This window comes from Parvimonas micra (genome assembly GCF_037482165.1).
Lineage (GTDB): Bacteria > Bacillota > Clostridia > Tissierellales > Peptoniphilaceae > Parvimonas.
On record NZ_CP148048.1, the window covers coordinates 1,289,087 to 1,315,857 of the forward strand.

Annotated in this window: 22 protein-coding genes and 15 tRNA genes; 4 read left to right on the forward strand and 33 right to left on the reverse strand. The window is 31.0% G+C overall.

Translation table 11 applies throughout. The features are described 5' to 3' along the window. The first annotated feature begins 35 nt into the window (after nt 1-35). Nucleotides 36-779, forward strand: a complete 744-nt coding sequence (gpmA, locus tag WFJ11_RS06220) for a 2,3-diphosphoglycerate-dependent phosphoglycerate mutase (protein WP_338817207.1) — start codon at nt 36-38, stop codon at nt 777-779. A gap of 58 nt (nt 780-837) precedes the next feature. On the opposite strand, the gene brnQ is transcribed toward gpmA, so the two are convergent. The 9 genes from brnQ to argF form a co-directional block, all read right to left on the reverse strand. Further along, on the reverse strand, nt 838-2,256 hold the full coding sequence (brnQ, locus tag WFJ11_RS06225; RefSeq protein ID WP_009354802.1) for a branched-chain amino acid transport system II carrier protein: 1,419 nt from the start codon (nt 2,254-2,256) through the stop codon (nt 838-840). A gap of 259 nt (nt 2,257-2,515) precedes the next feature. Continuing rightward, nucleotides 2,516-3,709, reverse strand: coding sequence for an elongation factor Tu (gene tuf, locus WFJ11_RS06230; protein WP_313961151.1), 1,194 nt, complete (start codon nt 3,707-3,709; stop codon nt 2,516-2,518). 20 nt (nt 3,710-3,729) lie between these two features. Next, the gene (gene fusA / locus WFJ11_RS06235) at nt 3,730-5,805 is read right to left on the reverse strand and encodes an elongation factor G (RefSeq protein WP_009354890.1); all 2,076 of its coding nucleotides are present in this window, start codon (nt 5,803-5,805) and stop codon (nt 3,730-3,732) included. Nucleotides 5,806-5,844: 39 nt separating this feature from the next. After that, nucleotides 5,845-6,315 (reverse strand): 30S ribosomal protein S7, encoded by a 471-nt coding sequence (rpsG, locus tag WFJ11_RS06240; RefSeq protein WP_004831806.1) that lies wholly within the window; start codon nt 6,313-6,315, stop codon nt 5,845-5,847. 129 nt (nt 6,316-6,444) lie between these two features. After that, on the reverse strand, nt 6,445-6,855 hold the full coding sequence (rpsL, locus tag WFJ11_RS06245) for a 30S ribosomal protein S12 (protein WP_009355082.1): 411 nt from the start codon (nt 6,853-6,855) through the stop codon (nt 6,445-6,447). A gap of 223 nt (nt 6,856-7,078) precedes the next feature. Further along, on the reverse strand, nt 7,079-8,209 hold the full coding sequence (locus WFJ11_RS06250; RefSeq protein WP_338817209.1) for an Mbeg1-like protein: 1,131 nt from the start codon (nt 8,207-8,209) through the stop codon (nt 7,079-7,081). 171 nt (nt 8,210-8,380) lie between these two features. Further along, a complete protein-coding gene (locus WFJ11_RS06255) occupies nt 8,381-9,316 on the reverse strand; it encodes a DMT family transporter (protein ID WP_009354601.1) in 936 nt (311 codons plus the stop codon). A 9-nt stretch (nt 9,317-9,325) separates the two neighbouring features. Next, nucleotides 9,326-10,261, reverse strand: coding sequence for a carbamate kinase (arcC, locus tag WFJ11_RS06260; protein ID WP_338817210.1), 936 nt, complete (start codon nt 10,259-10,261; stop codon nt 9,326-9,328). A gap of 9 nt (nt 10,262-10,270) precedes the next feature. Further along, nucleotides 10,271-11,263 (reverse strand): ornithine carbamoyltransferase, encoded by a 993-nt coding sequence (argF, locus tag WFJ11_RS06265; protein WP_009354542.1) that lies wholly within the window; start codon nt 11,261-11,263, stop codon nt 10,271-10,273. 468 nt (nt 11,264-11,731) lie between these two features. Between argF and WFJ11_RS06270 the strand changes: the two genes are divergently transcribed. Further along, nucleotides 11,732-12,988, forward strand: a complete 1,257-nt coding sequence (locus WFJ11_RS06270; protein WP_338817211.1) for an AraC family transcriptional regulator — start codon at nt 11,732-11,734, stop codon at nt 12,986-12,988. A 123-nt stretch (nt 12,989-13,111) separates the two neighbouring features. On the opposite strand, the gene WFJ11_RS06275 is transcribed toward WFJ11_RS06270, so the two are convergent. The 23 genes from WFJ11_RS06275 to WFJ11_RS06385 all read right to left on the reverse strand — a co-directional run bounded on the left by WFJ11_RS06275 (nt 13,112) and on the right by WFJ11_RS06385 (nt 22,654). Further along, nucleotides 13,112-13,184 (reverse strand) — tRNA-Phe (locus WFJ11_RS06275). Nucleotides 13,185-13,445: 261 nt separating this feature from the next. Continuing rightward, nucleotides 13,446-13,521 (reverse strand) — tRNA-Phe (locus WFJ11_RS06280). Between the two features lie 155 nt (nt 13,522-13,676). After that, nucleotides 13,677-13,750 (reverse strand) — tRNA-Trp (locus tag WFJ11_RS06285). Between the two features lie 69 nt (nt 13,751-13,819). Further along, a tRNA-Ile gene (locus WFJ11_RS06290) sits at nt 13,820-13,896 on the reverse strand. Nucleotides 13,897-13,903: 7 nt separating this feature from the next. Continuing rightward, nucleotides 13,904-13,994, reverse strand: a tRNA-Ser gene (locus WFJ11_RS06295). Between the two features lie 4 nt (nt 13,995-13,998). After that, a tRNA-Ser gene (locus WFJ11_RS06300) sits at nt 13,999-14,087 on the reverse strand. Between the two features lie 5 nt (nt 14,088-14,092). Continuing rightward, nucleotides 14,093-14,168 (reverse strand) — tRNA-Lys (locus WFJ11_RS06305). Between the two features lie 7 nt (nt 14,169-14,175). Beyond that, nucleotides 14,176-14,252: transfer RNA gene (locus tag WFJ11_RS06310), tRNA-Gln, on the reverse strand. A gap of 5 nt (nt 14,253-14,257) precedes the next feature. After that, a tRNA-Arg gene (locus WFJ11_RS06315) sits at nt 14,258-14,334 on the reverse strand. 4 nt (nt 14,335-14,338) lie between these two features. Further along, nucleotides 14,339-14,412 (reverse strand) — tRNA-Gly (locus WFJ11_RS06320). A gap of 39 nt (nt 14,413-14,451) precedes the next feature. Beyond that, nucleotides 14,452-14,536, reverse strand: a tRNA-Tyr gene (locus WFJ11_RS06325). A gap of 22 nt (nt 14,537-14,558) precedes the next feature. Then, nucleotides 14,559-14,634, reverse strand: a tRNA-Thr gene (locus tag WFJ11_RS06330). 8 nt (nt 14,635-14,642) lie between these two features. Beyond that, nucleotides 14,643-14,719: transfer RNA gene (locus tag WFJ11_RS06335), tRNA-Asp, on the reverse strand. Nucleotides 14,720-14,724: 5 nt separating this feature from the next. Beyond that, nucleotides 14,725-14,800: transfer RNA gene (locus WFJ11_RS06340), tRNA-Val, on the reverse strand. Nucleotides 14,801-14,831: 31 nt separating this feature from the next. After that, nucleotides 14,832-14,906, reverse strand: a tRNA-Glu gene (locus WFJ11_RS06345). Between the two features lie 193 nt (nt 14,907-15,099). Beyond that, nucleotides 15,100-16,110 carry a tRNA (adenosine(37)-N6)-threonylcarbamoyltransferase complex transferase subunit TsaD gene (gene tsaD / locus WFJ11_RS06350; RefSeq protein WP_338817212.1) on the reverse strand — a complete coding sequence of 337 codons (1,011 nt, stop codon included), beginning with the start codon at nt 16,108-16,110 and terminating at the stop codon, nt 15,100-15,102. Next, entirely contained in the window at nt 16,110-16,544 is a 435-nt protein-coding gene (gene rimI / locus WFJ11_RS06355; RefSeq protein ID WP_338817213.1) for a ribosomal protein S18-alanine N-acetyltransferase, read from the reverse strand. Before rimI ends, tsaD begins: the two co-directional genes overlap by 1 nt. Further along, on the reverse strand, nt 16,545-17,228 hold the full coding sequence (tsaB, locus tag WFJ11_RS06360; protein WP_338817215.1) for a tRNA (adenosine(37)-N6)-threonylcarbamoyltransferase complex dimerization subunit type 1 TsaB: 684 nt from the start codon (nt 17,226-17,228) through the stop codon (nt 16,545-16,547). Continuing rightward, the gene (tsaE, locus tag WFJ11_RS06365) at nt 17,225-17,677 is read right to left on the reverse strand and encodes a tRNA (adenosine(37)-N6)-threonylcarbamoyltransferase complex ATPase subunit type 1 TsaE (protein WP_338817217.1); all 453 of its coding nucleotides are present in this window, start codon (nt 17,675-17,677) and stop codon (nt 17,225-17,227) included. The genes tsaB and tsaE overlap by 4 nt, the downstream gene beginning before the upstream one ends. A 290-nt stretch (nt 17,678-17,967) precedes the next feature. Then, nucleotides 17,968-18,813 (reverse strand): YjjW family glycine radical enzyme activase, encoded by an 846-nt coding sequence (locus WFJ11_RS06370; protein ID WP_338817219.1) that lies wholly within the window; start codon nt 18,811-18,813, stop codon nt 17,968-17,970. Then, nucleotides 18,803-20,338: a YjjI family glycine radical enzyme gene (locus tag WFJ11_RS06375; RefSeq protein ID WP_338817220.1), complete on the reverse strand. Its 1,536-nt coding sequence runs from the start codon at nt 20,336-20,338 to the stop codon at nt 18,803-18,805. Before WFJ11_RS06375 ends, WFJ11_RS06370 begins: the two co-directional genes overlap by 11 nt. A gap of 237 nt (nt 20,339-20,575) precedes the next feature. Beyond that, on the reverse strand, nt 20,576-21,229 hold the full coding sequence (locus tag WFJ11_RS06380; protein ID WP_009355108.1) for a cupin domain-containing protein: 654 nt from the start codon (nt 21,227-21,229) through the stop codon (nt 20,576-20,578). A 150-nt stretch (nt 21,230-21,379) separates the two neighbouring features. After that, entirely contained in the window at nt 21,380-22,654 is a 1,275-nt protein-coding gene (locus WFJ11_RS06385) for a dicarboxylate/amino acid:cation symporter (RefSeq protein WP_338817222.1), read from the reverse strand. Between the two features lie 310 nt (nt 22,655-22,964). Between WFJ11_RS06385 and WFJ11_RS06390 the strand changes: the two genes are divergently transcribed. Together WFJ11_RS06390 and WFJ11_RS06395 are read left to right on the forward strand one after the other, a co-directional pair. After that, nucleotides 22,965-23,660 carry a Crp/Fnr family transcriptional regulator gene (locus tag WFJ11_RS06390; RefSeq protein WP_009354786.1) on the forward strand — a complete coding sequence of 232 codons (696 nt, stop codon included), beginning with the start codon at nt 22,965-22,967 and terminating at the stop codon, nt 23,658-23,660. A gap of 12 nt (nt 23,661-23,672) precedes the next feature. Continuing rightward, entirely contained in the window at nt 23,673-24,494 is an 822-nt protein-coding gene (locus WFJ11_RS06395) for a CPBP family intramembrane glutamic endopeptidase (protein WP_338817224.1), read from the forward strand. A gap of 139 nt (nt 24,495-24,633) precedes the next feature. Here the strand turns inward: WFJ11_RS06395 and thrS are convergent, their stop codons facing one another. Next, a complete protein-coding gene (gene thrS / locus WFJ11_RS06400) occupies nt 24,634-26,580 on the reverse strand; it encodes a threonine--tRNA ligase (RefSeq protein ID WP_338817226.1) in 1,947 nt (648 codons plus the stop codon). Between the last annotated feature and the right edge of the window lie 191 nt (nt 26,581-26,771).

Genomic DNA, 26,771 nt, shown 5'->3' on the forward strand with positions numbered 1-26,771 from the left:
AATTAGTATAAGAAAAATTAAAGGAGTTTTTGAAAATGAAATTAGTTTTAATTAGACACGGAGAAAGTGAATGGAATAAGTTGAATTTATTTACTGGCTGGACGGATGTAGGTCTTTCAGAAAAAGGAATTATCGAAGCTAATGAAGCAGGTTTTTCTCTAAAAGAAAATGAATACGACTTTGATGTATGCTACTGCTCTTATCTAAAAAGAGCAATTAACACTTTAAATATTGTTTTAGAAAGAATGGACAGACAGTGGTTGCCTGTTATAAAAACTTGGAAATTAAATGAAAGACATTATGGAGCATTACAAGGTTTAAATAAGGCGGAAACTGCTGAAAAATATGGAGAAGAACAAGTAAAACTTTGGAGAAGATCTTTTGATGTTCCACCTCCTGCACTTGACAAAGATGACGAAAGATGTCCTCATAATCAAGAACCTTACAGAAATGTTAATAAAAGTGAATTGCCTTACAATGAAAGTTTAAAAAATACTATTGAGAGAGTTATTCCTTATTACGAAGAAGTTATAAAAAAGGATATGTTAGATGGTAAAAGAGTCTTAATAGCTGCCCATGGAAACTCATTAAGAGCATTGGTTAAATATTTAGATAATTTAACAGATGAAGAAATTATTTCTGTAAATATTCCTACAGGAATTCCTTTAGTTTACGAATTTGATGACAATTTTAAAGTTATAGATAAATATTACTTAGGAAATCAAGATGAAATAAATGCAAAAATAAATTCTGTTGCAAATCAAGCGAAGAAAAAGTAAACTTTTTTAAGAAAATAGGTTGAGGAGTAAAATCCTCAACCTTTTCTTTTTCTTATTCTTATTCTTTATCTTTTAATTCGTCATAATAGTTTTTGATTGCTTTTCTTATAACTTCTGACTTAGGTTCATCAATCTTTTCAGATATATAATAAAGCATTCCAACATCTTCATCATATAAAGTTATTCTAGCATTTAATACTTTAGGAACATCAATATGATCTCCTGTATTCTTTTCAAATAATGCAACAATAGCAAAAACTATTGCAGATGGAATCAAATAACCAAAACTTAAAGAACTAAGTGGTAATAATTTTATAAATTCTAAAATTCCATATGTGTCATTTAATACAGTCATAAATCCAATAATTATTGCAACTATAGCAGAATATTTTATAGCTCTATTACAAGAAATTTTATTTCTAATTACACTTGTCAAAATTAAAATTATTATTGGCGGATACAAAGTAAATAAAAGTGGAACTGCCAATTTTATTATTGCATCTACACCAAGGCAAGAGAAAACAAAACTTGCAAAACAAACAATTATAACCCAAATTTTATATGGAATCTTAGGAATTAACTCTGAAAAATACTCCGCAACTCCACCTGTAAGAGCAACTGAGGTTGTAAGGCAAGCCAAAATAACTATAACAGAAAGCATTAAAACTCCAGATCTACCGAATAATAAATTAGTAAAGTTTAGTAAAATAGCTGTTCCGTTCTTTGCTCCTTCTACATTAAGTTTTGAACTTGCACCTAAGAAACAAAGTCCTCCATAAACAATACTTAAACATATAAAAGCTATAATTGATGAAGATAGGATTACCTTTTTTTCTCTTTCCTTTTTAATCTTATAAAAAATCAAAGCATTTACTATAACAGCATTAAAAAGTCCAGCTCCAAGTCCATCTAAAGTTTGAAAACCATTTATAAAAGAGTCATACATCACTTGTTGTAAATTTTCACCTGGTAGAATTTCTCCAACTGGAGAAATAATTCCTGTTATAATCATAATAATTAAAAATACAAGTAACGTAGGAGTTAAGTATCTACCTATAAAATCAACTATTTTTTCAGATTTAATACAAATTAAATATGTAACAATAAAAAATACTGCAGTTGTTATAACTAAGTTTTTAAATCCAAAATTAGCAACTCCTAAATTATAAGTAATCGCACCAGTTCTTGGTATTGCAACTAAAGGTCCTATACACAAAGAGATACAAACTAAGATTATTGTCCCCAAATATTTTCCCAAAGGTTTTACAAATTCTGTTATACCTCCACAACAAAAAACAGTATATAGTGATATCATTGCCAAAAGCCCATCAGCCGCCATATATAGAATAAATGCTATAGGCCAATATGAACCTGAATTATAACCTAAAAATGTTGGAAATATCAGGTTTCCGGCACCGAAGAACATTGCAAATAAGCTAAAGCCTATTACAAATATTATTCTAATTTCTTTTTTCATAATCCCTCCTAAAATAAAAACGATTTCTTTAGATATATTAACACAAAAACTAAAAACTTGCAAGGCAAGGTAACTTAAAAAATCATCTTTATATTTTCTAATTTTTTTGATAATTTGAAGTATATAAAACTGAAAACAAATAAAGTTTATTGTGTAATTATTCTTTTTAAAAATAAATATCCACAATAATTTCATATTTCAAATTCTTTTGAACAACAAAAAAGGGAACCATACAGTTCCCCTTTAAATATTCAGATTATTATCCTAAAATCTTAGTAACAACTCCTGAACCTACTGTTCTTCCGCCTTCTCTGATGGCAAATCTTAAACCTTCATCAATAGCGATTGGAGTGATTAATTCGATTATGAATTTAGCGTTATCTCCAGGCATAACCATTTCAACGCCGTCTTCTAATTGGATATTACCAGTTACGTCAGTTGTTCTGAAGTAGAATTGTGGTCTATATCCTGAGAAGAATGGAGTATGTCTTCCACCTTCTTCTTTAGTTAATACGTAAACTTCTGATTCGAATTTAGTATGTGGATTAATTGTTCCTGGTTTTGCAAGAACTTGTCCTCTTTGGATTTCGTTTCTTTGAACACCTCTTAATAGAAGACCAATGTTATCTCCAGCAGCAGCTTCGTCTAACATCTTCTTGAACATTTCAACACCAGTTACAACAACTGTTCTTCTTTCAGTTGTTAAACCTACTAATTCAACGTTATCTTGAACTTTTACTTTACCTTTTTCTACTCTACCTGTAGCAACAGTACCTCTACCAGTGATTGAGAATACGTCTTCAACTGGCATTAAGAATGGGTTATCAACATCTCTAACTGGTTCTGGAATATAATCATCAACTGCTTCCATTAATTTAACAATTTTATCTCCCCATTCTCCATCTGGTTCTTCAAGTGCTTTTAATGCTGAACCAACTACGATTGGAGTGTTATCTCCATCATATTCGTATTCATTTAATAATTCTCTAACTTCCATTTCAACAAGTTCGATTAATTCTGGGTCATCAACTTGGTCTTCTTTGTTTAAGAATACAGCAATTTTAGGAACACCTACTTGTCTTGCAAGTAAGATATGTTCTCTTGTTTGTGGCATTGGACCATCAGCAGCACTTACTACTAAGATAGCACCGTCCATTTGTGCAGCACCTGTAATCATGTTCTTAACATAGTCGGCGTGTCCTGGGCAGTCAACGTGTGCATAGTGTCTTTTTGCAGTTTCGTATTCAACGTGAGAAGTTGAAATTGTGATTCCTCTTTCTCTTTCTTCTGGAGCCTTGTCGATATTTGCATAATCAACGAATTCACCAGTACCAAATCTTTTGTTTAATACTAAAGTGATAGCTGCAGTTAAAGTAGTTTTACCATGGTCAACGTGACCAATAGTTCCGATATTAACGTGTGGTTTAGTTCTTTCAAATTTTTGCTTAGCCATTTTACTAATGTCCTCCTAATCTATTTTTTTGCTCTCTCGCCAATTACTTTTTCAGCAATTGCTTGAGGCACTTTTTCATAATGATCGAATTGCATTGAATATGTTGCACGACCTTGAGTATTACTTCTTAAGTCTGTTGCATATCCAAACATTTCTGCTAAAGGTATATATGCATCAAGTACATGAACTCCATTTTTAGGATTCATTCCTTGAATTCTACCTCTTCTTGATGAAACGTCTCCCATAACATCTCCTAAATATTCATCTGGAGTTGTTATTTCAACTTTCATCATTGGTTCTAATAGAACTGGTGCAGCTTTTGCAACTGCTTGTCTAAATGCCATTGAACCTGCAATTTTGAATGCCATTTCAGATGAGTCAACTTCATGGTATGAACCATCATATAAAGTAACTTTAACATCTAAAACTGGATATCCTGCAAGTACACCTGCTTGAGTAGCTTCTTCAATACCTTTTTGAACAGGTCCGATATATTCTTTTGGAATAGCTCCCCCTACGATATTATTTACAAACTCAAAGCCCTTACCTGCTTCTTGAGGTTCAATTTTAATTTTACAGTGTCCGTATTGTCCACTACCACCAGATTGTCTGATGTATTTTCCTTCAGCTTCTGCACCTTGAGAAATTGACTCTCTGTAAGAAACTTGTGGATTACCTATATTAGCTTCTACTTTGAACTCTCTTAAAAGTCTGTCAACGATGATTTCTAAGTGTAATTCACCCATACCTGAAATGATTGTTTGTCCAGTTTCTTCGTCTGTATAAGTTCTAAAAGTAGGATCTTCTTCTGCTAATTTGTGTAAAGCTATACTCATTTTTTCTTGAGATGCCTTTGTTTTTGGTTCTATAGCAACAGAAATAACTGGTTCTGGGAATTCCATCTTTTCAAGGATAACATGACTATTCATATCACAAAGAGTATCTCCAGTTGTAGTATCTTTAAGACCTACTGCTGCAGCGATGTCTCCAGCTGAAACGCTATCAACTTCTTCTCTCTTGTTAGCATGCATCATAAGAATTCTACCAATTCTTTCTTTTTTGCCTTTTGTTGAGTTATATACATAAGAACCTGATTCTAAAGTTCCTGAATATACTCTGAAATATGCAAGCTTTCCAACAAATGGGTCAGCTACGATTTTAAATGCTAATGCTGAGAAAGGTTCTTCATCTGAAGCATGTCTTTGCACAGGTTCTTCATTATCATCCACACCTTCAATAGAAGGAATGTCTAATGGAGATGGCATATAAGCCACAATAGCATTTAATAGAGGTTGAACCCCTTTGTTCTTATAAGCTGAACCACAAAGTACTGGGTTTATTGATAGATTGATAGTAGCTCTTCTGATTGCTTCTCTTAATTCAGATGGTGAAATAGCTTCCCCTTCTAAATATTTTTCCATAATAAACTCATCTGTTTCAGCTAATGATTCCAATAAGTTTTGACGATATTCTTCTGCTTTGTCTTTATAAGCATCTGGAATATCAGTTTCGTCAATATCTGTACCTAAGTCGTTTTTATAAATAATGGCATGCATTGAAACTAGGTCAATTACTCCAACGAATTCTGATTCAGCTCCGATAGGAATTTGAACAGGAACTGGATTAGCTTTTAACTTATCCTTAATAGTTTCGATAGAGTCATAATAATTAGCTCCAGTAGCATCCATTTTATTTATAAAGCAAATACGTGGTACGCCATATTTATCTGCTTGTCTCCAAACAGTTTCTGATTGTGGTTCTACACCGCTCTTTGCATCAAAAAGTGCAACTGAGCCGTCAAGAACTCTTAAAGATCTTTCAACTTCTACAGTAAAGTCAACGTGTCCTGGAGTATCAATGATATTAATTCTTGTATCATTCCATACACATGTTGTAGCAGCTGAACAAATAGTGATACCTCTTTCTTTTTCTTGCTCCATCCAGTCCATTTGTGCAGCACCTTCATGAGTATCACCTATTTTGTGGATCTTTCCTGTATAATAAAGCATTCTTTCTGTTACTGTTGTTTTACCAGCATCGATATGCGCCATTATACCAATATTTCTTGTATTTTCAAGTGAATATTGTCTTGCCACAATAGCATTTCCCCTTTCCTTTTAAATAAAATTCCTATATTAGAATCCGTAATGTGCAAAAGCCTTGTTAGCTTCAGCCATCTTGTGAGTGTCTTCTCTCTTCTTAACACTTGCTCCAGTGTTGTTAACAGCATCTAAAATTTCTTTAGCAAGTCTTTCTTTCATAGTTTTTTCTCCTCTATTTCTAGAGTAAGTTACTAACCATCTCAAACCTAAAGTTTGTCTTCTTTCAGGTCTAACTTGAATAGGCACTTGGTATGTTGCCCCACCTATACGTCTTGCTTTAATTTCTAAAACAGGCATTATGTTTTCTAAAGCTTTTCTGAAAACTTCAGTTGGTTCTTCGCCAGTTTTTTCTTTTACGATTTCAAATGCACCGTAAACGATAGCTTGAGCAATTCCTTTTTTACCGTCAAGCATAATGTTGTTTATAAGTTTAGTAACAACCACATCACCATAAATCGGATCTGGCATTACCTCTCTCTTTGGAACATGTCCTTTTCTTGGCACCTTTCTTCCCTCCTTACTATATTAGTAGTATCACTGGTACTCAGCGATTTTCTTGCTGATAAGCACACAAATGTATGTATTATAAAGTTAAACTCTAATTAATAAAACATTTCTGCCACATCAGTTTAATTATTTAGGTCTTTTAGCTCCGTATTTAGATCTTCCTTGTTTTCTATTAGCTACCCCAGCAGTATCTAATGTACCTCTTATTATATGGTATCTAACCCCTGGAAGGTCCTTTACTCTTCCCCCTCTAATAAGCACAACGCTGTGTTCTTGAAGGTTATGACCTATACCTGGAATATAAGCTGCAACTTCCATTCCATTTGTTAATCTAACTCTGGCAACCTTACGTAACGCTGAGTTAGGTTTCTTAGGAGTTACAGTTCTTACAGCTGTACATACACCTCTTTTTTGTGGTGATTCACTAGCAGTACTTCTCTTTTTAAGAGTATTAAAATTAAAACTTAATGCTGGTGCTTTTGATTTAGTTACAGCTTTTTGTCTTCCTTGTTTAATTAACTGGTTAATAGTTGGCATTTCTTCACCTCCTTAAATATCTTTTTTTAAAAATGCACATAACTATACATTATTAAATGTACCTAAATATTTTAACATTTATATATATAAAAGTCAACATTTTTCTAATTTTTTTCACAAAAATAATTTATAATATACGACGAAAATAAAGCATAAGTAAAAAAATAAAAACCACCCTAAATGAGCAGTTTTTAAAAAACTAAAATAATATATTTTTAAATCCTTAGTTTGAAATTTTCCCTTTTATTATTATAGAACCTATATCTGAAAAAATAGGTTTAAAAAGTCTTATGATTTGAGAAGAATTTAGTTCACTTTCGTTTTTTGTAAACTCCCTAGTAAGCTTTGAAAATCTTTTAAAAAATCCCTTTGGAGGAGTAGGACATTCTGTCCCGAAAACTTCTTTACCAGAATCCATCATTAATAATGACATCCTATAATACATAAATTTATTATCTTCTTCCTCCATATTAGCATTATAGAATTCAAAAAGTTTTTCAAAATTTATCATAAGTTCACTTTGCTCAACAACATCATTTAAGGTTAAAATTCCATTTTCTTTTTTAAACATTGAGTATGGAGAATGAACCCCTCCCAATCTATGAACAATTTTAGAATATCTATTATCTTCATTTCCAACATTTGTAATAGATTTTATAAAAATCTTATTAGATACCGAATGCATTATGATATTTACATAATCATATTCATTACATATATTAAAAATTTTATATTTATTATTTTCAATTTCTTTACTATACTTGTTTATAAAATTTGTATTAAATCCTTGTCCATCAAAAGAATAAACATTTTTAAGTTTAGACATATCTCCTCTTAAAACTCCAATATATTGAGCTTTATTTCCGCCTTTTGAATGTCCCGAAACATATATATTTTTTATGTCTTTAAACTTTTTAACCATTTCATCAAAGTATCTTAATGCTCTTCTTTGTTGTTTTGTATCTGTTATATTATATGTTCCTTCTACATTATCCTTCCATTCGTAATCTCCAGCGGTTCCTTTATAAACTATAATCAAATTGTCTTCAAACTGAAAAGTTACATTTACTACCCTATCACTACCTGAAGCATTTCCATAAACTGAATTATCAACATCTACTATTTTTATTTTTTCATAAATCACTCTATTATGATCTACTGTATTTAAAATACTTAAAAACTCATTTTCATGTATTTCTCCAGGATAATTGCCTGATTCATCCTTTATATTTCTAATAAAATCAAATATTTCAAATATATTTTTTCCAACTAATTTTTCTTGTACATCGTCTTTTTCAAAATCATGGACATATACTATACAATTTAAAATCAATAAAACATCTATATTAATCATATTCCCTCCTATATGACAAAAGGACATACTCAATGCCCTAAAACTTGTTTTTATACTAGCATACAAAAGCATAAAAGTCAATATTTAGTATTTACCCTAGATTATATGTAACACTCTTATTTAATCAAGAATTTAAAATTTTTTTGCAACAAAAAAGAAGTCCTAAGACTTCTAAACTTTGTTTTCAATTTCTTTGTCTTTCTTTTTGAATATGAAAGATAATTTTGTTTCTGAAATTATTATAGCAATAAAAATCAAACAAAAACCAATAACTGATTTAACAGTTAAACTTTCAATTCCAAGCGCAACTGGAAAAGCGACACCAAAAATTGACTCACAGCCTAATATTATAGCTGCGCTACTTGGATCTGTATATTTTTGTCCTAAATTTTGTAATAATAATGCAACAGCAGTACACATTACTGAAAGATATAAAACCTCAAGCATTGGTCTTAATGTAAGTTGCATTCCAGCATTATTTTCAAAAACAAATGTAGTTATCCAAGATAGAACCCCCGCAACTAAAAATTGCATAATTGTAAGCACAAAAGGATCTTTCCCAACTCCTAATTTTGTAACCATAACGATATGGCCTGCAAACAAAAGTCCACTTAAAAGTGCAAGTGCATCTCCATAAATCGCTGTCCAACTTGAATTAAAAATAGATCCACTCTCTCCTGCCATAGCAATAAAAAATATTCCAACTATACAAAAAATTGCGGCAGATACATTAAATTTGTCAGGTCTAACTTTGTTAGTTATCCAATACAAGAAAGGTACAATTACGCAATATGACGCTGACAAAAATCCACTACGTCCTGGTGTTGTAAATGTAACTCCCAAAGTTTGACTGGAATAAGCCATAAATAAAAATATTCCAATAATAGCTCCTGAAACCAATTCATCTTTTCTAGCTTTAAATAGTTTTTTATGAAAAACAATTGCTAAAACAATTCCTGCTATGGTAAATCTAACACCTAAAAGAAAGTTCGGTTTAAGTACATCTGCTGCACTTTTAACTACAGTAAGCGAAGTCCCCCATAAAATCGCTACAATAAAAAGTGCAACTTTTGCTAAAAAACTTGTTCTATGTGATATATTGTTCAAAATGTCCTCCTACTTAACTATTTTAGTTCCTGTAAGACCTTTTACAGCATCTGATGCTTTTTCAAGTAAAGTAATAATGGCACATCTATTTTCTAATCCATTTACAAATTCCAAACAAGCTTCAACTTTTGGAAGCATACTTCCCTTGCCAAATTGTCCTTCTGCGATATATTTTTTAGCTTGTTCAACATTTATTTCATCCAATTCTTTTTGATCAGGTTTATTGAAATTAATACAAACTTTATCAACAGCAGTTAAAATTAAAAGAAAATCAGCATCTAAATCTGCTGCAAGTTTCGCACTTGATTTATCCTTATCAATTACAGCATCAATTCCTACTAATTTGCCATTTTTCTTAACAACTGGTATTCCGCCACCACCTACAGTTATAACTACAAGTCCAGCATCAACCATTTTCTTAACAGCATCAATTTCAACAATATTTAATGGCTTTGGTGAAGGAACAACTTTTCTGTATCCTCTTCCTGAGTCTTCAACAAAAGTGAATCCTTTTTCTTTTGCAAGTTCATCTGCCTTTTCTTTTGTATAGAACATTCCAACTGGTTTAGTTGGGTGTTCAAAAGCCTTATCATCTTCTGCAACTTCAACTTGAGTTACAACAGAAACAGCAGTTTTATTAATTCCTTTTTCTTTAAAAGCTTGACCTAAAGCCTGTTGTAAATGATAACCTATATATCCTTGACTCATAGCTCCACATTCAACAAGTGGCATTAAAGGAGTTTTTTCTTTTCCGTTTGCTGAATAATCCATTGCCAAATTAATCATTCCAACTTGAGGTCCGTTTCCATGTCCGATTATAACATCATTTCCATCTTTAACTAAATCAGAAATTATATCGGCAGCTATTTTTACTTTCTCTAATTGCTCTAAAGGGGTATTGCCTAAAGCATTACCCCCCAAAGCTACAACTATTCTCTTTCCCATTTGTACCTCTTACCATAAAGTAGAATACATAACTGCTTTTATAGTATGCATTCTATTTTCAGCTTCATCAAATACAACTGATTGTGGTCCTTCAATAACTTCATCAGTAACTTCCATTTCAGGAATGCCAAATTTTTCAAAAATTTGTCTTCCAATAACAGTTTTTTGATCGTGGAATGAAGGTAAGCAGTGCATAAAGATAGCAGTTTCTTTAGCGTTTGCCATAACTTCTTTGTTTACTTGGTATGGTTTTAATAATTTAATTCTTTCAGCCCAAACTTCGTCTGGTTCACCCATTGATACCCAAATGTCTGTGTAGATTATATCAGCATTTGTAGTTCCTTTTTTAACATCTTCTTCGAATCTTACTGTACAATGAGTAGCCTTAGCGATTTCTAAAGCTTTTTCTCTTAATTCTTCTTCAGGCCATAATTCTTTTGGAGCACAAGCTGTAAAGTTTACACCCATCTTAGCACAAGCTATCATAAGTGAATTACCCATATTGTTTCTTGCATCTCCCATATATACAAAGTTTAATCCTTTTAAATATCCAAATTTTTCTTCAATAGTTAAAAGGTCAGCTAACATTTGAGTTGGATGGAATTTATCAGTTAAACCATTCCATACTGGAACACCAGCATATTCTCCTAAAGTTTCAACTAATTCTTGGCTGAATCCTCTGTATTCAATACCATCATACATTCTTCCTAAAACTCTTGCAGTATCTTCAATAGATTCTTTTTTACCCATTTGTGAAGAACCTGGATCTAAGTAAGTAACTCCCATACCTAAGTCCATTCCTGCAACTTCGAAAGAACAACGAGTTCTTGTTGAAGTTTTTTCAAATAATAATACTATATTTTTTCCTTCTAAATAACGGTGAGGAGTTCCACTTCTCTTTAAATCTTTAAAATTTCTTGAAAGATCTAAAAGGTAACGAATTTCATCACTTGTAAAGTCTAATAATGTTAAGAAATTTCTTCCTCTTAAGTTTTTGCTCATAACATTTCTCCTTTAAAAAAATTTTTTGATACGACAAACGTATTCAATACATATTTATTATACTATATCTTACAAAAAATTCAGGACATTTTATTTAATAAAATTTGTATTACTTTCTATTTATTTTATCATCATAAATTTAGCTAGATTTAAGGATTGTGATAGCTCTGTATATGTCAACATAATTTTTTTATAAATTTATTTTTTACAAATTGAAATTTAAAAATTTTTATACAACAAAAAACGACTTATTTTTTCTCTAATTTATAAATAAATAGTCTTTTAATGTTTAATCTATCTTGATATTATCTAATTATTATTTTATAATAATTTTAAAATGCTTGTATTAAATACAATATTTTGCAAAAAGACATTTTTTATATTTTTATCTTTACATAAATTTGATTATGATTTATACTTATAGTGTACATAGAAAAACAACTTATCATATTTGTAATAGGAGTATTTATGAGTAAACAAAAAGGAATTGAAATACAAAACAAAGCTAATTCATATATAAATGAAGAAAGTATGTATAGTATAGACAGAGAAATAATAACATCTCCAACAAAAGGTCTTTTTCATCAATCTGCTAGATTTTTACTGATAAAAAAAGGCACTGCAAAGATGAGAATTCAAAATAATATATATGAAATAAAAGACAGAACTTTAGTATGTATTCTGCCTTGGGAATATACTGAAGTTATTGAAGTTTCAAAAACTATACAATATTTTATTCTAAAATACAATTTTGATAGTGCAAATAAAATAATAAAATCATTTTACAATGTAGATGCTGAAAACCTAAGTTTAATTAATTCGTTCTACGATAAGCCTGTAATCCAATGTACAAATGAACAATTTAAATATTTTTCTAATGTTTTTGACTTACTAAGAGCTGAATTAGGAGAAGATTCTACATTATATAATAAGAACGAAAATCCTATTTCTTCAGCTTATGTTTTAAATAAAATAATAGACTTGATTATTACATATAGAAGAATGCAAAATGAGGATACACAAAAAACAAAAAGGATTGATGAAAACTTTGATAAAATCAATATTTTTAGATATATACATGCTCACCTAAGCGAAAAACTAACCATTTCTTCTATCTCAAAATTATTCTTCTTAAGTGAATCGACAATAAATAGATATGTAAAAGAAACAACTGGTCTTTCTTTTAATACTTTAATAAATGAGATGAGAGTTGGAAAGACAATGGATATGCTCTTATATACGGATTTGGACATAGAAGAAATCGCAGAAATAACGGGATTTTCAGACCGTTCTCATCTTTCAAAAGTATTTACAGCAAGAACGGGACAAAATCCTAATAAATACAGGCAAACTTTTCAAAAAGTTTCACAAATTTGCCAAATAGAAAATATAAGAAAATTTTACAGAATATTAAACTATGTAGTAAAAAATTCAAGTGATGATATTAACTTAGAAAGAATTTGTAAAGATTTTTCAATATCTTTAATAGAACTTAATAAACTATTTATATACTATGTAGAGAAAAATTTTAAGAATTTCTTAAATTTTGTAAGAATTAACAAATCTACAAAATTATTGTTAAAAACAGATATGCAAATAACCGATATTGCATTTGAAGTTGGATATAACACAGTCAAAACATTTAATCGTAATTTCTTAAAATACCAAAAAATGTTACCTACAGAATTTAGAAAAAATCTAAAACTACAAGATAGAGAAATATAAAAGCTGTTGAATAAATCAACAGCTTTTATATTTGTTTTAAAAAAATCTAAAAATGAGCAAAAAAAATCCTGCATCAGCAGGAAAATAATAGCAATCCGTAACAGATTTCTCGAATCACAGATCTGGTGCACAGAGGCGGAATCGAACCACCGACACGAGGATTTTCAGTCCTCTGACTCTTCCAGCTGATAACTATTTATTAACACTTTTATTTTATTTACTTTTTAAGATTTTCACTATTTTAACTTTTCAAAACTCATCTTCTCGTGCTTTGCACTAGACTAAGATATTAACTCAAAATATCTTCGATTTCATCTCGATATTTTGGTTACTCTCTTATACCGACTTTTCGCTATCCGGGCTTGAAAATAATAAATCATCTAAAAATGAGTTAAAAAAATCCTGCTTAAGCAGGAAAATAATAGCAATCCGTAACAGATTTCTCGAATTACAGATCTGGTGCACAGAGGCGGAATCGAACCACCGACACGAGGATTTTCAGTCCTCTGCTCTACCGACTGAGCTATCTGGGCATATTAATTTTTTGCTTTATGATAGCTCATTCTCTCGTGCTTCGCACTAGACTAAGGCATTGCCTAAAAACAACTTCGTTGTTTTTGCCACTTCCTTATACCGACTATCGCTATCTGGGCATATTTAATATTATGATTTCTTTATATTATGTAAATGGCAGGGGTAGAAGGAATCGAACCCTCATCAGCGGTTTTGGAGACCGACATTCTACCGTTGAACTATACCCCTACAATACCAATCCTTTTTAGCTCTATAAAATAAGAGATATTTCTAAAATAGAAATATCTTCAGATAATTTGGTGGGCCTTCAGGGACTTGAACCCGGGACCTACCGGTTATGAGCCGGGCGCTCTAACCAACTGAGCTAAAGGCCCAAATTATTGGCGGAGAAAGAGGGATTTGAACCCTCGCATCCCGTAAAGGATCTACTCCCTTAGCAGGGGAGCCTCTTCAGCCACTTGAGTATTTCTCCATTGTGGCGGAGAGGGTGGGATTCGAACCCACGTGGGCGTGAACCCAAACGGTTTTCAAGACCGCCTCGTTATGACCACTTCGATACCTCTCCATGAATGGTGATCCATCGGGGATTCGAACCCCGGACACCCTGATTAAAAGTCAGGTGCTCTACCGACTGAGCTAATGAATCATAAAATTGGCTGGGGTAGCAGGACTCGAACCTGCGGAATGCTAGAGTCAAAGTCTAGTGCCTTACCGACTTGGCTATACCCCAAAGGTTGGCGCACCTAAGAGGATTCGAACCTCTGGCACACGGATTAGAAGTCCGTTGCTCTATCCAGCTGAGCTATAGGTGCAAAATGGAGCGGGTGAAGGGAATCGAACCCTCGCAACCAGCTTGGAAGGCTGGGGCTCTACCACTGAGCTACACCCGCATATAAACTCAAACTTTATGGTCTTAACAAAAATTCAATTGGTGGAGGAGAGTGGATTCGAACCACTGAAAGCGCAGCTAACGGATTTACAGTCCGTCCCCTTTGGCCACTCGGGAACTCCTCCATATAATCTACTAAAAGTAGATTGGAGCTGGTGGGAGGACTTGAACCCCTAACCTACTGATTACAAGTCAGTTGCTCTACCAATTGAGCTACACCAGCATATTTATTGGCGACCTGGATGGGACTCGAACCCACGACCTCTAGCGTGACAGGCTAGCATTCTAACCAACTGAACTACCAGGCCATATTTGGTGGGCACAATAGGGCTCGAACCTATGACCCCCTGCTTGTAAGGCAGATGCTCTCCCAACTGAGCTATGCGCCCAAATATTACCAATAAACCTACTAAAATAAAATGGTGACCCCACCGGGATTCGAACCCGGGTTACCGCCGTGAAAGGGCGATGTCTTAACCGCTTGACCATGGGGCCTCATCAATCAATCTTACTCTAAAATTGACTGCCTAATAATTATATATCATAACTTGTGATTTGTCAATACCTTTTTGAAATTTTTAATGTGATTAAATCATTCTTTGAACGGTATCTCTCAAACAGTTACTCGAATATTATACACTTTATTTTTTTCATTGTCAACACTTTTTTAAAAAATTTTTTTATAATTTTACAATTCTAAATTCGGCTCAACATTTAATGTTAAATCACTTCTTACACCTGATATATACTCATAATAACCTGATGATGCAATCATAGCCGCATTATCTGTACAGAGTATTTTATCAGGAAAATATGATTTAAAACCATTGTTTTCGCACATTTTATTTATTTCTTCCCTTAGAGTATTATTTGCAGATACACCCCCTGATACGACAAGGGTATCTAAGTTTTTCTCTTTCATTAGTTTTTCAGTCTTATAAATCAACACATCAAAAACTGCTCTTTGAAAACTTGCACATACATCTTCTTTAGATATTTCTTCATTCTTTTGTTTTTTATTGTTTAAATAATTGAGTACAGCTGTTTTAAGTCCACTAAAACTAAAGTTATAGCTGTTTTTATCAAGCATTACTCTTGGAAAATCTATCGCTTCATCATTTCCAAGTTTTGCTAGTCTTTCGACTTCAGGTCCACCTGGATAATTCATTCCTAAACATCTAGCAACCTTATCATAAGCTTCTCCACAGGCATCATCAATTGTCTTTCCAATTACTTCCATATTATTATAGTCTTTTACATGCACTAGATAAGTATGTCCTCCAGAAACTAAAAGACAAATAAATGGAGGCTCTAGCTCTTTATGAGTTATTAAAGCCGCACAGATATGTCCTTTCATATGGTTTACTCCAACCAATGGTTTTTTACAAGCATAAGATAGTGCCTTTGCTTCTGATATTCCAACAAGCAAAGCTCCAACAAGACCCGGCCCTTTAGTTACAGCTATTGCATCTATATCATCTAAAGTAATTTTCGCTTCTTCCAAAGCCTCTCTTACTATATTATTGATTACTTCTAAATGCATTCTACTTGCAACCTCAGGTACTACTCCCCCAAACTTTTTATGCATATCTATTTGAGATGAAATTACATTAGAAATAACTTCTCTTCCATTTTTGACGACAGCAACACTTGTTTCATCACAACTGCTTTCTATCGCCATAATTTTTATATCATCCATCAAACTACCTCTTTTAACATCATTATTCCATTTTCTTTCGGATTGCTATAGTAGTCAACAATCTCCCTAATCTCTATAAATCCACATTTTTTATATAAATTAATAGCCAGAATATTATTTTTTCTAACTTCTAAAAATATCTTTTTAACATCATTTTTCTTTAATTCATCTTGAAAAAATTCCATAATTTTAAAAGCTATCTGTTTTTTTCTAAAATCTTTAGAAACAACTATTTTATATATTTCAGCTTCATCTAAAATTTGATTAAATAGAATATATCCAATTACATTTTTTTCTTTTTCTGCTACAATGACTCTTTGATTTTGTATATATTCTAAATAAAATGCTTCTTCAAAATTGTTGGAAAAATTTTCATTATCTAAAGATAGAATATCAAACACATCTTTATTTTCAGCATATCTATATAAAATCATCTACTTACCTTTGTTTTCCATATCTCTTTGAGCTTGTGAAAGTCTTACATATTCAGGACTTAAATTAAAACAATCTGAAATATCTCCACTTTCAAATTTATGTTTACCAATAACACAGGCATTTCTTGAAATACAACTGTTTAAGCAAGCAGGAGTAATTTCAAAATTCTTATTTTTTAAAATTCGATCTTTATATAAATTAACGAAATCTCCTACAAAAACAAATTCTCCTTTATCTGAAATCTCTTCCAAAAGCTCATCAATAGTTAAAAGTGCAGGAGCAACTATATTTGTATTATTTATCCCTTCATAAACTCCGTAATAAACTCTTTCTCCTCTAGCATCAATTAAAGGAATTTTCTTTTTATCTGAATACACTCCAAAAGAAAGAGCTTCTAATGTATTTACAGCAACTATCGGCTTATTTAAAGCCATTGCTAAAGCCTTTACTACCGTAACCCCTATTCTTATTCCTGTAAAAGACCCCGGACCAGTAACTGCAACAAACAAATCTATCTCTTCTATATCAATATTTAATTTTTTAAGCATTTCATCAACCATAACAAGCAAAATCTCATTATGGCTCATACTTTGATTAATACTATAATCTCCAACAATATTATTATCCTCCATAACAGCACAAGAACTATGAGTTGTTGAAGTATCTATCGCTAAAATTTTCATTCTAATTCCTCTATAATTTCTATTTCTCTTTTATTATTTCCATTAATTACAATCTTTCTTGAATTTTCGGAAATTTTTAAAATCTCAAGTTCAATTAAATTTTTAGGTAATAAATAATCGGCGTTTTCAGCCCATTCTATTATTGTTATACCATCAGGATAAAAGTAGTTTTCATAATCTATTTGATAAAGTTCTTCCGGAGAGTCGATTCTATATAAGTCCATATGATTAAACTCAAACTTCCCAGAATATAAATTAACTAAATTAAAAGTTGGAGAGGTAATATCTTCATCAATTCCCAAATTTTTCCCTAAAAATTTAGTAAAAGTTGTTTTCCCAGCTCCAAGATCTCCAATTAAAGAAATCACGTCGCCATTTTTTAAAGTTTTCGAAAATCTTTTAGAAAAGTTATCACATTCTTCTAAAGAATTTAAAATAATCTCTAACAAATTTTCCCTCCTAATTTCAAATTATAAATTATATTTAATTAAATCATAATCTCTTTTTGATAATTAAATTTTGTTATTATGATGAAATAATTATGGCTTTATCATAAGGCATAAAGCTATAATTATTATATCATAAAAAGTATTTTTATAACAGTAAAAAACAGAAAAAGGAGACTTACAAGTCTGTTAGGATACAATTTATCTTATTCAAAATTACCTATGCATTAATATTTTCTATACAAAAAGAACTATGCTTAAACACATAGTTCTAAAATATTTTATATTATTGACTAAACGATAATAACATCTTCAAATCCATTTTGAAGAGCTATTTCTTTTAATTCTTCCATTTCATCATCTGTTGGAGCAGAAAACATACTGTATTCTTCTCTAACCCCATATTTTCTGTATTTTATAATTTTATATCTAATTTTATGTCCCATTTTTATGTATTTGGAAAGCATCTTTGTAATTTTATCAACTGTAGTTCTATTGTCCATTCCGGCAATTGTTACAGTCCTTATCTCAAAAAGTTTATTTATACTTGCAAGATAATCAGCATTTTCTAAAACTACATCAACCTTACTTTTAGTTATAAAAAGATGTTCTTCACTGTCAAAAGCCTTTATATCAAGCATAAAAGCATCAGAAGCTTCTACAAAATCAGGAAGTTTTTTTAAAGGAATACCGCCATTTGTATCGACAAAGCAAGTAAGTCCAAGTTTTCTAACCTCTTTAAAAAGAGAAGTTAAAAAAGTATGTTGCAGAGTACATTCTCCTCCACTGACTGTAATTCCTCTAATAAAAGGCATATTCTTTTTTATTCTTTCGACTGTTTCTTCAACTGTCCAATTGTATATCTTCGGACTTGAAAGATGCTTACAGACCCTTATACATTCATCACAATTTATACAGGTCTTATCATTCCAAACTATTTTTCCATTTACATTCGTCAAACTCTTTGTTGGACAAGAAGGAATACATTCCATACAATTTATACAATGTTTAATAGTTTCAGGATTATGACAATAAAAGCAGTTGAAATTACAACCTTGTAGGAAAATAGACGTCCTGTTTCCAGGTCCGTCTACTACCGACATATCTATTATTTTATTTATAATTCCTTTATTTGACATCTCTAACCTTACGTTCTAATAAATGATATTTTTCAAAAGCCTCTCTTGCATATTGAACAGTATCATAACTAACTGTTTCGCCGTCAATAAACTTTTGCATATCAGATTTCTTTACTAAATATCCTGTTACACGAATCAAATCTCCACTATCTCCATAACAAGAAATATATCTCATATTTAGTTTAAATGCTGCCTTGAAAATATCTAAAACAGCTGATGGATTTCTTTCTGCAGTTTCATCAAATGGAAAGTGATCGCCAATTCCTGAAGGAAAATACTTATGGAATAAAGCTGAATGTTTAATATGGTCATACATAGGAATTTCCTTACCTATTCTAATTCTAACACCTGCACTATCTTCCATATCATCTTGTGCCCCAACTTGTGAATGAAGCATAAATCTATGATTCCAGAAAGTTGAATACTTACTTTCAAATGAATTTACTCTATTTTCTACAAAATCCATTACTTCTATTCCTAAATCGTTGGCATAATCATCTTTTCCATAAACTAAATCTTTACTTTCAAACTCTAAAAGTTTTTGAACACATTCATGAAGTCCTACAACTCCAAAAAGTCCTACAAATCTATCTAATTCTATAAATCCTTCTTTAACTAAAAAATTTTCTTCAAAGAAAGGAGTTTCTTCAACTAAAAATCTGATTTTCCCTTCCATGAAATTACACATTAAATCTATCGCTTCAGGTAAAACTCTATCAAAGAAATCTTGTTTTGAACTTGAACTTCTAGCAAGAGATCCAAGTCTTAATCTACTTAAAGTAAATGCCCCACCTGAAATAGGAAGTCCATTATAGCAACTTGCTATTGCATAATCTCCTTTAAAATCTTTTCTATAGTATTTATCATTTGCAAAAGCAGGATTTGCAGTTAAAAGAGATGCATAAACTGCCTTTTCTCCAAAATCGTCAGGTGTAATGTCTTCATCATAAAGAATTGTCATATTTGGAGTAACATTATTTAAAGTTGGAAGTAATTCTAAAATAATTTCACCTGCAACAGTCTTTTCAGGACCGATATTTGCATGGCAAAAACTGTCATTAATTGTTCTATCTAAAGAAACTAAGAACCATTTAATTAATTTTTTAGCCTCTTCTCTATCTGTAATAAATGGATCTAAAAGCTTATCAATTTTCCCAATATAAACTGGATATCTAGTTATAGAAGGAACATGATGATAAAAAATCAATAAACTGTTAATAGCATCAAGCAAAGTTTCAGCCTTCTCAAGACGTAAAAACTTACAGCCCTCATCCAAAAGTTTTTGGTAATTAGGGCAAATGTATCTTGGTGCATAAGGTGCATGACCTTCCCACAAATCGCAGAAACCTCCATTTTCAGAAATTTCAAAAATTCTATCATTTACAGAACTTTCTGGAAAATCATTCAAATTTTCTGCAAGCTTTGCAAGTTGTGAAGTCTTTTGCTCATAAGTTAAATCCTTAGCCTTAATAATATTCATTGATAATTCTCTAGCTTCTTCTAATGTTTTTATTTTAGAAATCATAAATACCTCCAATTTTATGTCAAAAAGTCATTTACTATTTACCCATATTATATATGAATAATCCTCAAAATGATACTGTAAATTGTCTTTTTTAAGAAAATATTTGAAGATTTTTTGAAAAAAACAAAAAACTTTTATCGGCTCTAGATTACGACTTTTTTAAATATAAAAAACCACTGTATTTTAAACAAAAAACGACCATAAGGTCGTTTTAATTTATTTTAACATTTTCTCTTTTTATTCTAATGTTAAAAGTAATGCCATTTTAAAATTCTTTTCGGCTTTTACATAATGTCTGCCAGCTTTTGCAAAATGGAAGCATTCACCTGCTTTTATTACATGGTCTGTTCCTTCGTATCCGATTATTCCTTCTCCGTCTAATGCAAATACTATTGCTTCTCCCGGTGCTGAATGTTCTGAAAGACCTGTTCCTGCATCAAATGCCATTAATACAAATTTCATCTTATCATTGTGGACTACGTCCATATTTACAATTTTCCCTTCTTGATATTGTAGTAATTCTCCTAATTTAAAAACTTCTCCAGCTTTTACTAACTTATTCATAAAGTCCTCCTTTTGTATTGCAATTTCAGTGAATATTGCTCCTGATTTAGTTCTCATACCAACTGGAACCTCAATTGGTGTTACAATACATTCACCTACTTTTACTTTTTTAATATTTTCAGAAAATCCATATACTTCAAGCTCTCCCTCTGCTACAATCAACAGCTTATAATAAGGGAATAATTCTGCACTTATATCTGTATCTTCTGCCATAGAAAAATATGCTATGTAATTTTCTCCTCCATGTACTTCTTTTGATATTGTACATCCTTCTAGTGCTTTATTATCTTTAGCTATGGAGAACACTTTTCCAACTTGTTCTTTCAAAACGCACCTCCTACTATATGTACATAAATATTATTCCAATAAAATATACCCTAATTCAAATTTCACTAACAAATCTATTCATAGTTTTTCATAAAAAAAGGTCAATGAGAATTCATTGACCCTTTGATTAATTATAAAATATTATATTTTTTATTCTTCTTCATCAACCAAACCTGAAAGTTTTGCAACACTGTAAGTACAAACTATATCACCTGTTACATTGTTCATAGTTTCAAACATATCAAGTATTGGGTTAATTCCTAATGCAAGACCAACTATGATAGCAATTTGATCTGGAGAAAGTTTCATATTTTGTAAGATTATAAATAATAACATCAAACTTCCACCAGGAACTCCACCCGCACCAACTGATGCAAGTACAGTTGTTAATACTAAAACTGATAGTGAAACAAATGTAACTTCAACACCAAACATATTAGCTGCTAAGATTGCGAACATTGGTAAATGGATACAAACTCCGTCCATATTTATTGTAGAGCCTAAAGGTAACGCGAATGAAGAAATATTTTCGTTTATTTTTAAATCTTCTTTTGCAACTCTAAGAGATACAGGAAGAGCTGCTGCAGAACTTCTTGTTACAAATGCAGTAAGCATAGGTTCTTTTATCTTCATCAAAACTTTGAAAGGATTTACTTTTAATGTTATTGCCATCATTAAAGGATAAACTATTAATACCATAGCAACAATTCCAAGTACAACACCAATTGTAAGTTTGATGTAAGGTCCAAATAGTGATGAACCATAACTTGCAAAGTTTACTGAAGTAAGAGCGAATACCCCAATTGGAGAATATGCTAAAATCCAATCTACAATTTTAAATATAGCTTCTTTTGCAACATCAATTATCTCAAGTAAAGTCTTAACTTTTGTTGAATATTCTGCTCTTTCAGAAATCATCTTAAGTGCAAGCCCAAAAGCTATAGAAAATACTATAATAGCTAGAAAATTACCGTCTGCCAGCGCTTTGAATGGATTTTGGAACATACTAATAAATACATCTGTTAATGAATTGTTAGCTTTACTTGCAATTTCAGAAGTATTTTGTGTATTTATAAGAGTTTTCCATGCCGCTTTTTGTGCTTCTCCTGATCCAGGATTAAATCCCATCGCAAGTACTGAGCCTAAAACTGCTGCAAAAAGTGAAGTTAAAAAGTACCAAACTATTACTTTTATTCCAATTTTTCCAAACTCCTTAGTTGGAACTGAAGCCGCCCCGTCAATTAAGGACAAGAATATTACAGGTATTACAATCATTTTTAACATTGCAACTAAAACTTGGCCAAACGGGGAAACGATTTTAACATAAGTAGTAATATCAACTTTCGTTAACCACAATACAACTCCAAGTATCAATCCTGCAATAAAAGCTATAAATACTTGAAGTACCAGATTTTTTTTACTCATAATAGCCTCCTTCTAAAAATTTTCAACATTATCAGTCCAAATACATAAAATAATAGTGTTGATTTTTAATTATATTTCGAGGGTGTTTTTATCAAAAAAAGCTTAAGTAAAAATCATCCCTCTTAACTATTATATTATCATATATGCCATTCGATTGTCAATCGTTTTTATTGATATTATTACACTGAAAACATTCAAAATATAACATTTTTTGCTAAAATTTTTTTCACAATCTTTGCATTTTTCTATTTATTTTTTGTCATTTTTATATTATAATATTATTGTACAATAATATTAAGGAGGGACATTAATGGAGAGTAAATTGGTTACATTGTTAAGAAAAGTTTTGATAGATAAGACTTTTGATTTAAAAACTGACAGAAGATTATATTCAGAATTTACTGTTCTTAAAGTTAAGAAAAAGACTGTAATAATAAAAGAAAACGACAAATTGGATTATTTATATTTGTTAGTTAGAGGAAGTGCGAATGTTGTTCATTTCACTCCAGTTGGTGAATTAATTGTTTTTAATCATATAACAAATACTTCTATATTTGGTTTACTTGAATTTATGGATAATAAACACGATTTCTACAAGAGTGTTGCATTTTTTAAAGATACAAGACTTATCAGAATTCCTGTTGAAAGATTTGAACAAGAAGCTGAGAGTATTGAACTTCTAAAAATTTACAACCATTTCTTATTAGATTTTGCAAAACATTCCATTGCTACATTCGATTTAACTAAGAATTATGGAAGAAAGAAAAACCTAATTGAATTTTTCTTATCAAAATGTGTAGATGTAGAATTCCCTGTTAGAATTACTCTAACTAAAAAAGTAATTTCGGACTATTTGAGAATTAATGAAAGAACAATGTATAGATATTTGAATGAATTAATAGATAGAAATTGTATTTCAAGAAAAACTGGTAAGATTATAATTTCAAAGGAAAATTATGATAATCTAGTTGAATACTCAAAAGAAAAAGGTGTGGATAACGAATAATAGGTGGAAGTGATGGATAATTCTATAGAAAATGTAAATTTATCAAGTTCGGATAGCACAACAAAAAGATTTAATTTAAAATCTTTAATTTTAGTTATAAACTATTTTATAACTCCATTTATTATTGCTGCGATAATTTGTTTCTTTTTAGTAGATGGAGATTATCCTAGAAGTACAATGAATTCACCCATCGTAACAAAATTCTTTCAAAACAATAAATTTATATTGGAAGATGAAGAAATATTTAAGGATGTCTTTATAAGTGTAGTAACTTCTATTACAACACTTATAACATTTATAATAGGCGTTTTATTAAGTAGAAAAAGAACTGATAGTATTTCAACAAAAAAATCTGAAGCTACTTTAGTAAAATTACTGCTACTCGGAGTTGGACTAGGAATATTTATGATTTTGTGGAATATTATCATCTCACAAGCCTATAGACTATTTGGACTAAGTTTTAAAAGTGAAAATAGCCAAGGCATTTTCAGAGATTTACAATATAATAAGATATTATTAATAATAAATCTATTATTTTCAGCTCCAATTGGAGAAGAAATTGTATTTAAATATGGTATATTTACATTTTTTCACGAAATTTTTCATGATCAAGGAAAAATTTTAAGAATATTTATACCGGCATTAATCTCCGCTTTTATATTTGCGATGATTCATGACGGATTGTATTTAGTTCCATTGTATATAGTTCCAAGTTTTATAGGATGTTTAATATACGAAAAGACAAAATCTTTGTTACCTTGTATATTTGGTCATTTTATAAATAATTTCATAGCATTAATAATGATGTTAACACAGTTAACCCACTTGTTCTAATTGTTTACATAGGGTTATCTCAATAAGAATAAGACCTACCAAGATGTATCTTATTGGATGGGTTAGTAAAAATCTTGTTGTTTCACAAAAAAAGCTATTGAAGTTTTACTTCAATAGCTTTTTTGTTTACAATTTTTTACTATTTTACAACTTTAGAATTTACTTCTTCCAAAATTTTATCAAGGAATGCTTCGAATTTCATTGATCCCTTATCCCCTTCTCCACGTTTTCTAACGGAAACTGTTCTTTCGTTTACTTCATTTTCTCCAACGATTAAACTATATGGGATTTTAGCAAGTTGTGCTTCTCTGATTTTTAATCCGATTTTTTCTGCTCTGTCATCTACGACTGCTCTTATATCTTTTTTAGCAAATTCTTTTTGTAATTCATTTGCATAGTCATTAAATTTATCAGAAATAGGTAAAATCTTAACTTGTTCAGGGGCTAACCAAGTTGGAAACGCTCCTTTATATTCTTCAATCAAGTAAGCTACGAATCTTTCCATTGTAGAAACAATTCCTCTGTGAATTACAACAGGTCTATGAGTATTCTTTCCGTCTTCTCCAACATAAGTTAAGTCAAATCTTTCCGGCAATAAGAAGTCAAGTTGAATTGTAGAAAGAGTTTCTTCCAAACCAATTGCAGTCTTAACTTGAACATCAAGTTTAGGACCGTAAAAAGCAGCTTCTCCTTTTGCTTCAAAGTATTCATATCCTAAGTCATCCATTGCACTCTTAAGCATTGCTTCAGCATTATTCCACATTTCATCATCATCAAAGTATTTTTCTTTATTTTCAGGATCCCTATAACTCAATCTGAATCTGAAATTCTTTATATCGAAATCTTCATAAACTGATTTCATTAAATTTACAACTCTTGTAAATTCTTCCTTAATTTGATCAGGACGAACAAAGATATGGGCATCATTTAAAGTCATTTCTCTAACTCTTTGTAATCCTGAAAGTGTTCCACTCATTTCATAACGATGCATCATTCCAAGTTCAGCAATTCTTATAGGGAATTCCTTGTAACTATGAACATCATTATTGTAAATTTCCATATGATGTGGACAGTTCATAGGTCTTAAAACTAATAATTCTCCATTTCCTAAGTCCATTGGTGGGAACATACTGTCTTGATAGTGATCCCAATGACCTGAAGTTTTATACAAGTCAACATTAGCAAGAATTGGAGTATAAACATGTTCATATCCACATTCAATTTCTTTATCAACTATATATCTTTCAACTACACGTCTAATTGTAGCTCCTTTCGGTAGCCAGAAAGGAAGTCCTGCCCCAACATTTTGGCTAATCATAAAGATTCCCAATTCTTTGCCGATTTTTCTATGGTCTCTTTGTTTTGCATCTTCTAAAAATTCAAGATATTCATCCAAATCTTTTTTCTTTTCAAAAGTTATACCGTAAATTCTTTGTAGCATTTTATTTTTTTCGCTACCTCTCCAGTATGCACCAGCTATACTTAAAAGTTTAACTGCTTTTATCTTTTTAACATCAACAAGATGTGGTCCTCTACAAAGGTCAGTAAATTCTCCTAATTCATAGAAAGAAAGTTCAGCATCTTTGTCAAAGCCTTCAATTAAATCAATTTTATAATCTTGTCCTTTTTCAGCAAAATATTTTAAGGCAAAGTCTCTATCAACTTCTTTTCTATCAACAGAATATCCTTCCTTAACAATTTTCTTCATTTCTGCTTCGATTTTTTCTAAATCTTCCGGTGTGAATTTATGTTCAGAATCCAAGTCATAATAAAATCCGTTGTCTATTGCAGGACCTATTCCAAATTTTGTATCAGGAAATAGTCTTTGAATAGCAAGAGCCATAACGTGACTTGATGTATGCCAAAAAATTTCTTTTCCCTCTTTGTCTTCAAACTTTACAAATTTAACTGTACAATCTTCTTTTAAAGTTTCACTTAAACCTTTTATAATATCATCATTAACAACAGCACCGATAACATTTCTTGCAAAACCTTCAGAAATGCTAATTGCAACATCTAAAATCTTTACACCTTTTTCAAATTCATGAACAGACCCGTCAGGGAATGTAACTTTAATCATTTCCATATTATCCTCCTATAAAAAAAGAGCCTCATCCCTACAAAACTGTAGGGACGATGACTCGTGGTTCCACCCTAATTACTTCTTAATTAAATAAAAGACTCAGTAATAGTTTTCGGTAAATAGCATTCTTAAATGAAATTCCAGCCACGTTTCATTCTCTCTTAAAGCGCTTAAGTCCTACTCGTTACTTCAAC

Bases quoted from the DNA above. Each gene is read 5' to 3' on its own strand.
- brnQ (WP_009354802.1), bottom strand. From the start codon at position 2,256: ATGAAAAAAGAAATTAGAATAATATTTGTAATAGGCTTTAGCTTATTT.
- rpsL (WP_009355082.1), bottom strand. From the start codon at position 6,855: ATGCCAACTATTAACCAGTTAATTAAACAAGGAAGACAAAAAGCTGTA.
- tuf (WP_313961151.1), bottom strand. From the start codon at position 3,709: ATGGCTAAGCAAAAATTTGAAAGAACTAAACCACACGTTAATATCGGA.
- arcC (WP_338817210.1), bottom strand. From the start codon at position 10,261: ATGGGAAAGAGAATAGTTGTAGCTTTGGGGGGTAATGCTTTAGGCAAT.
- WFJ11_RS06270 (WP_338817211.1), top strand. From the start codon at position 11,732: ATGAGTAAACAAAAAGGAATTGAAATACAAAACAAAGCTAATTCATAT.
- gpmA (WP_338817207.1), top strand. From the start codon at position 36: ATGAAATTAGTTTTAATTAGACACGGAGAAAGTGAATGGAATAAGTTG.
- rimI (WP_338817213.1), bottom strand. From the start codon at position 16,544: ATGATTTTATATAGATATGCTGAAAATAAAGATGTGTTTGATATTCTA.
- tsaD (WP_338817212.1), bottom strand. From the start codon at position 16,110: ATGGATGATATAAAAATTATGGCGATAGAAAGCAGTTGTGATGAAACA.
- WFJ11_RS06385 (WP_338817222.1), bottom strand. From the start codon at position 22,654: ATGAGTAAAAAAAATCTGGTACTTCAAGTATTTATAGCTTTTATTGCA.
- WFJ11_RS06250 (WP_338817209.1), bottom strand. From the start codon at position 8,209: ATGATTAATATAGATGTTTTATTGATTTTAAATTGTATAGTATATGTC.
- WFJ11_RS06395 (WP_338817224.1), top strand. From the start codon at position 23,673: ATGGATAATTCTATAGAAAATGTAAATTTATCAAGTTCGGATAGCACA.
- tsaB (WP_338817215.1), bottom strand. From the start codon at position 17,228: ATGAAAATTTTAGCGATAGATACTTCAACAACTCATAGTTCTTGTGCT.
- argF (WP_009354542.1), bottom strand. From the start codon at position 11,263: ATGAGCAAAAACTTAAGAGGAAGAAATTTCTTAACATTATTAGACTTT.
- WFJ11_RS06375 (WP_338817220.1), bottom strand. From the start codon at position 20,338: ATGATTTCTAAAATAAAAACATTAGAAGAAGCTAGAGAATTATCAATG.
- WFJ11_RS06370 (WP_338817219.1), bottom strand. From the start codon at position 18,813: ATGTCAAATAAAGGAATTATAAATAAAATAATAGATATGTCGGTAGTA.
- WFJ11_RS06390 (WP_009354786.1), top strand. From the start codon at position 22,965: ATGGAGAGTAAATTGGTTACATTGTTAAGAAAAGTTTTGATAGATAAG.
- thrS (WP_338817226.1), bottom strand. From the start codon at position 26,580: ATGGAAATGATTAAAGTTACATTCCCTGACGGGTCTGTTCATGAATTT.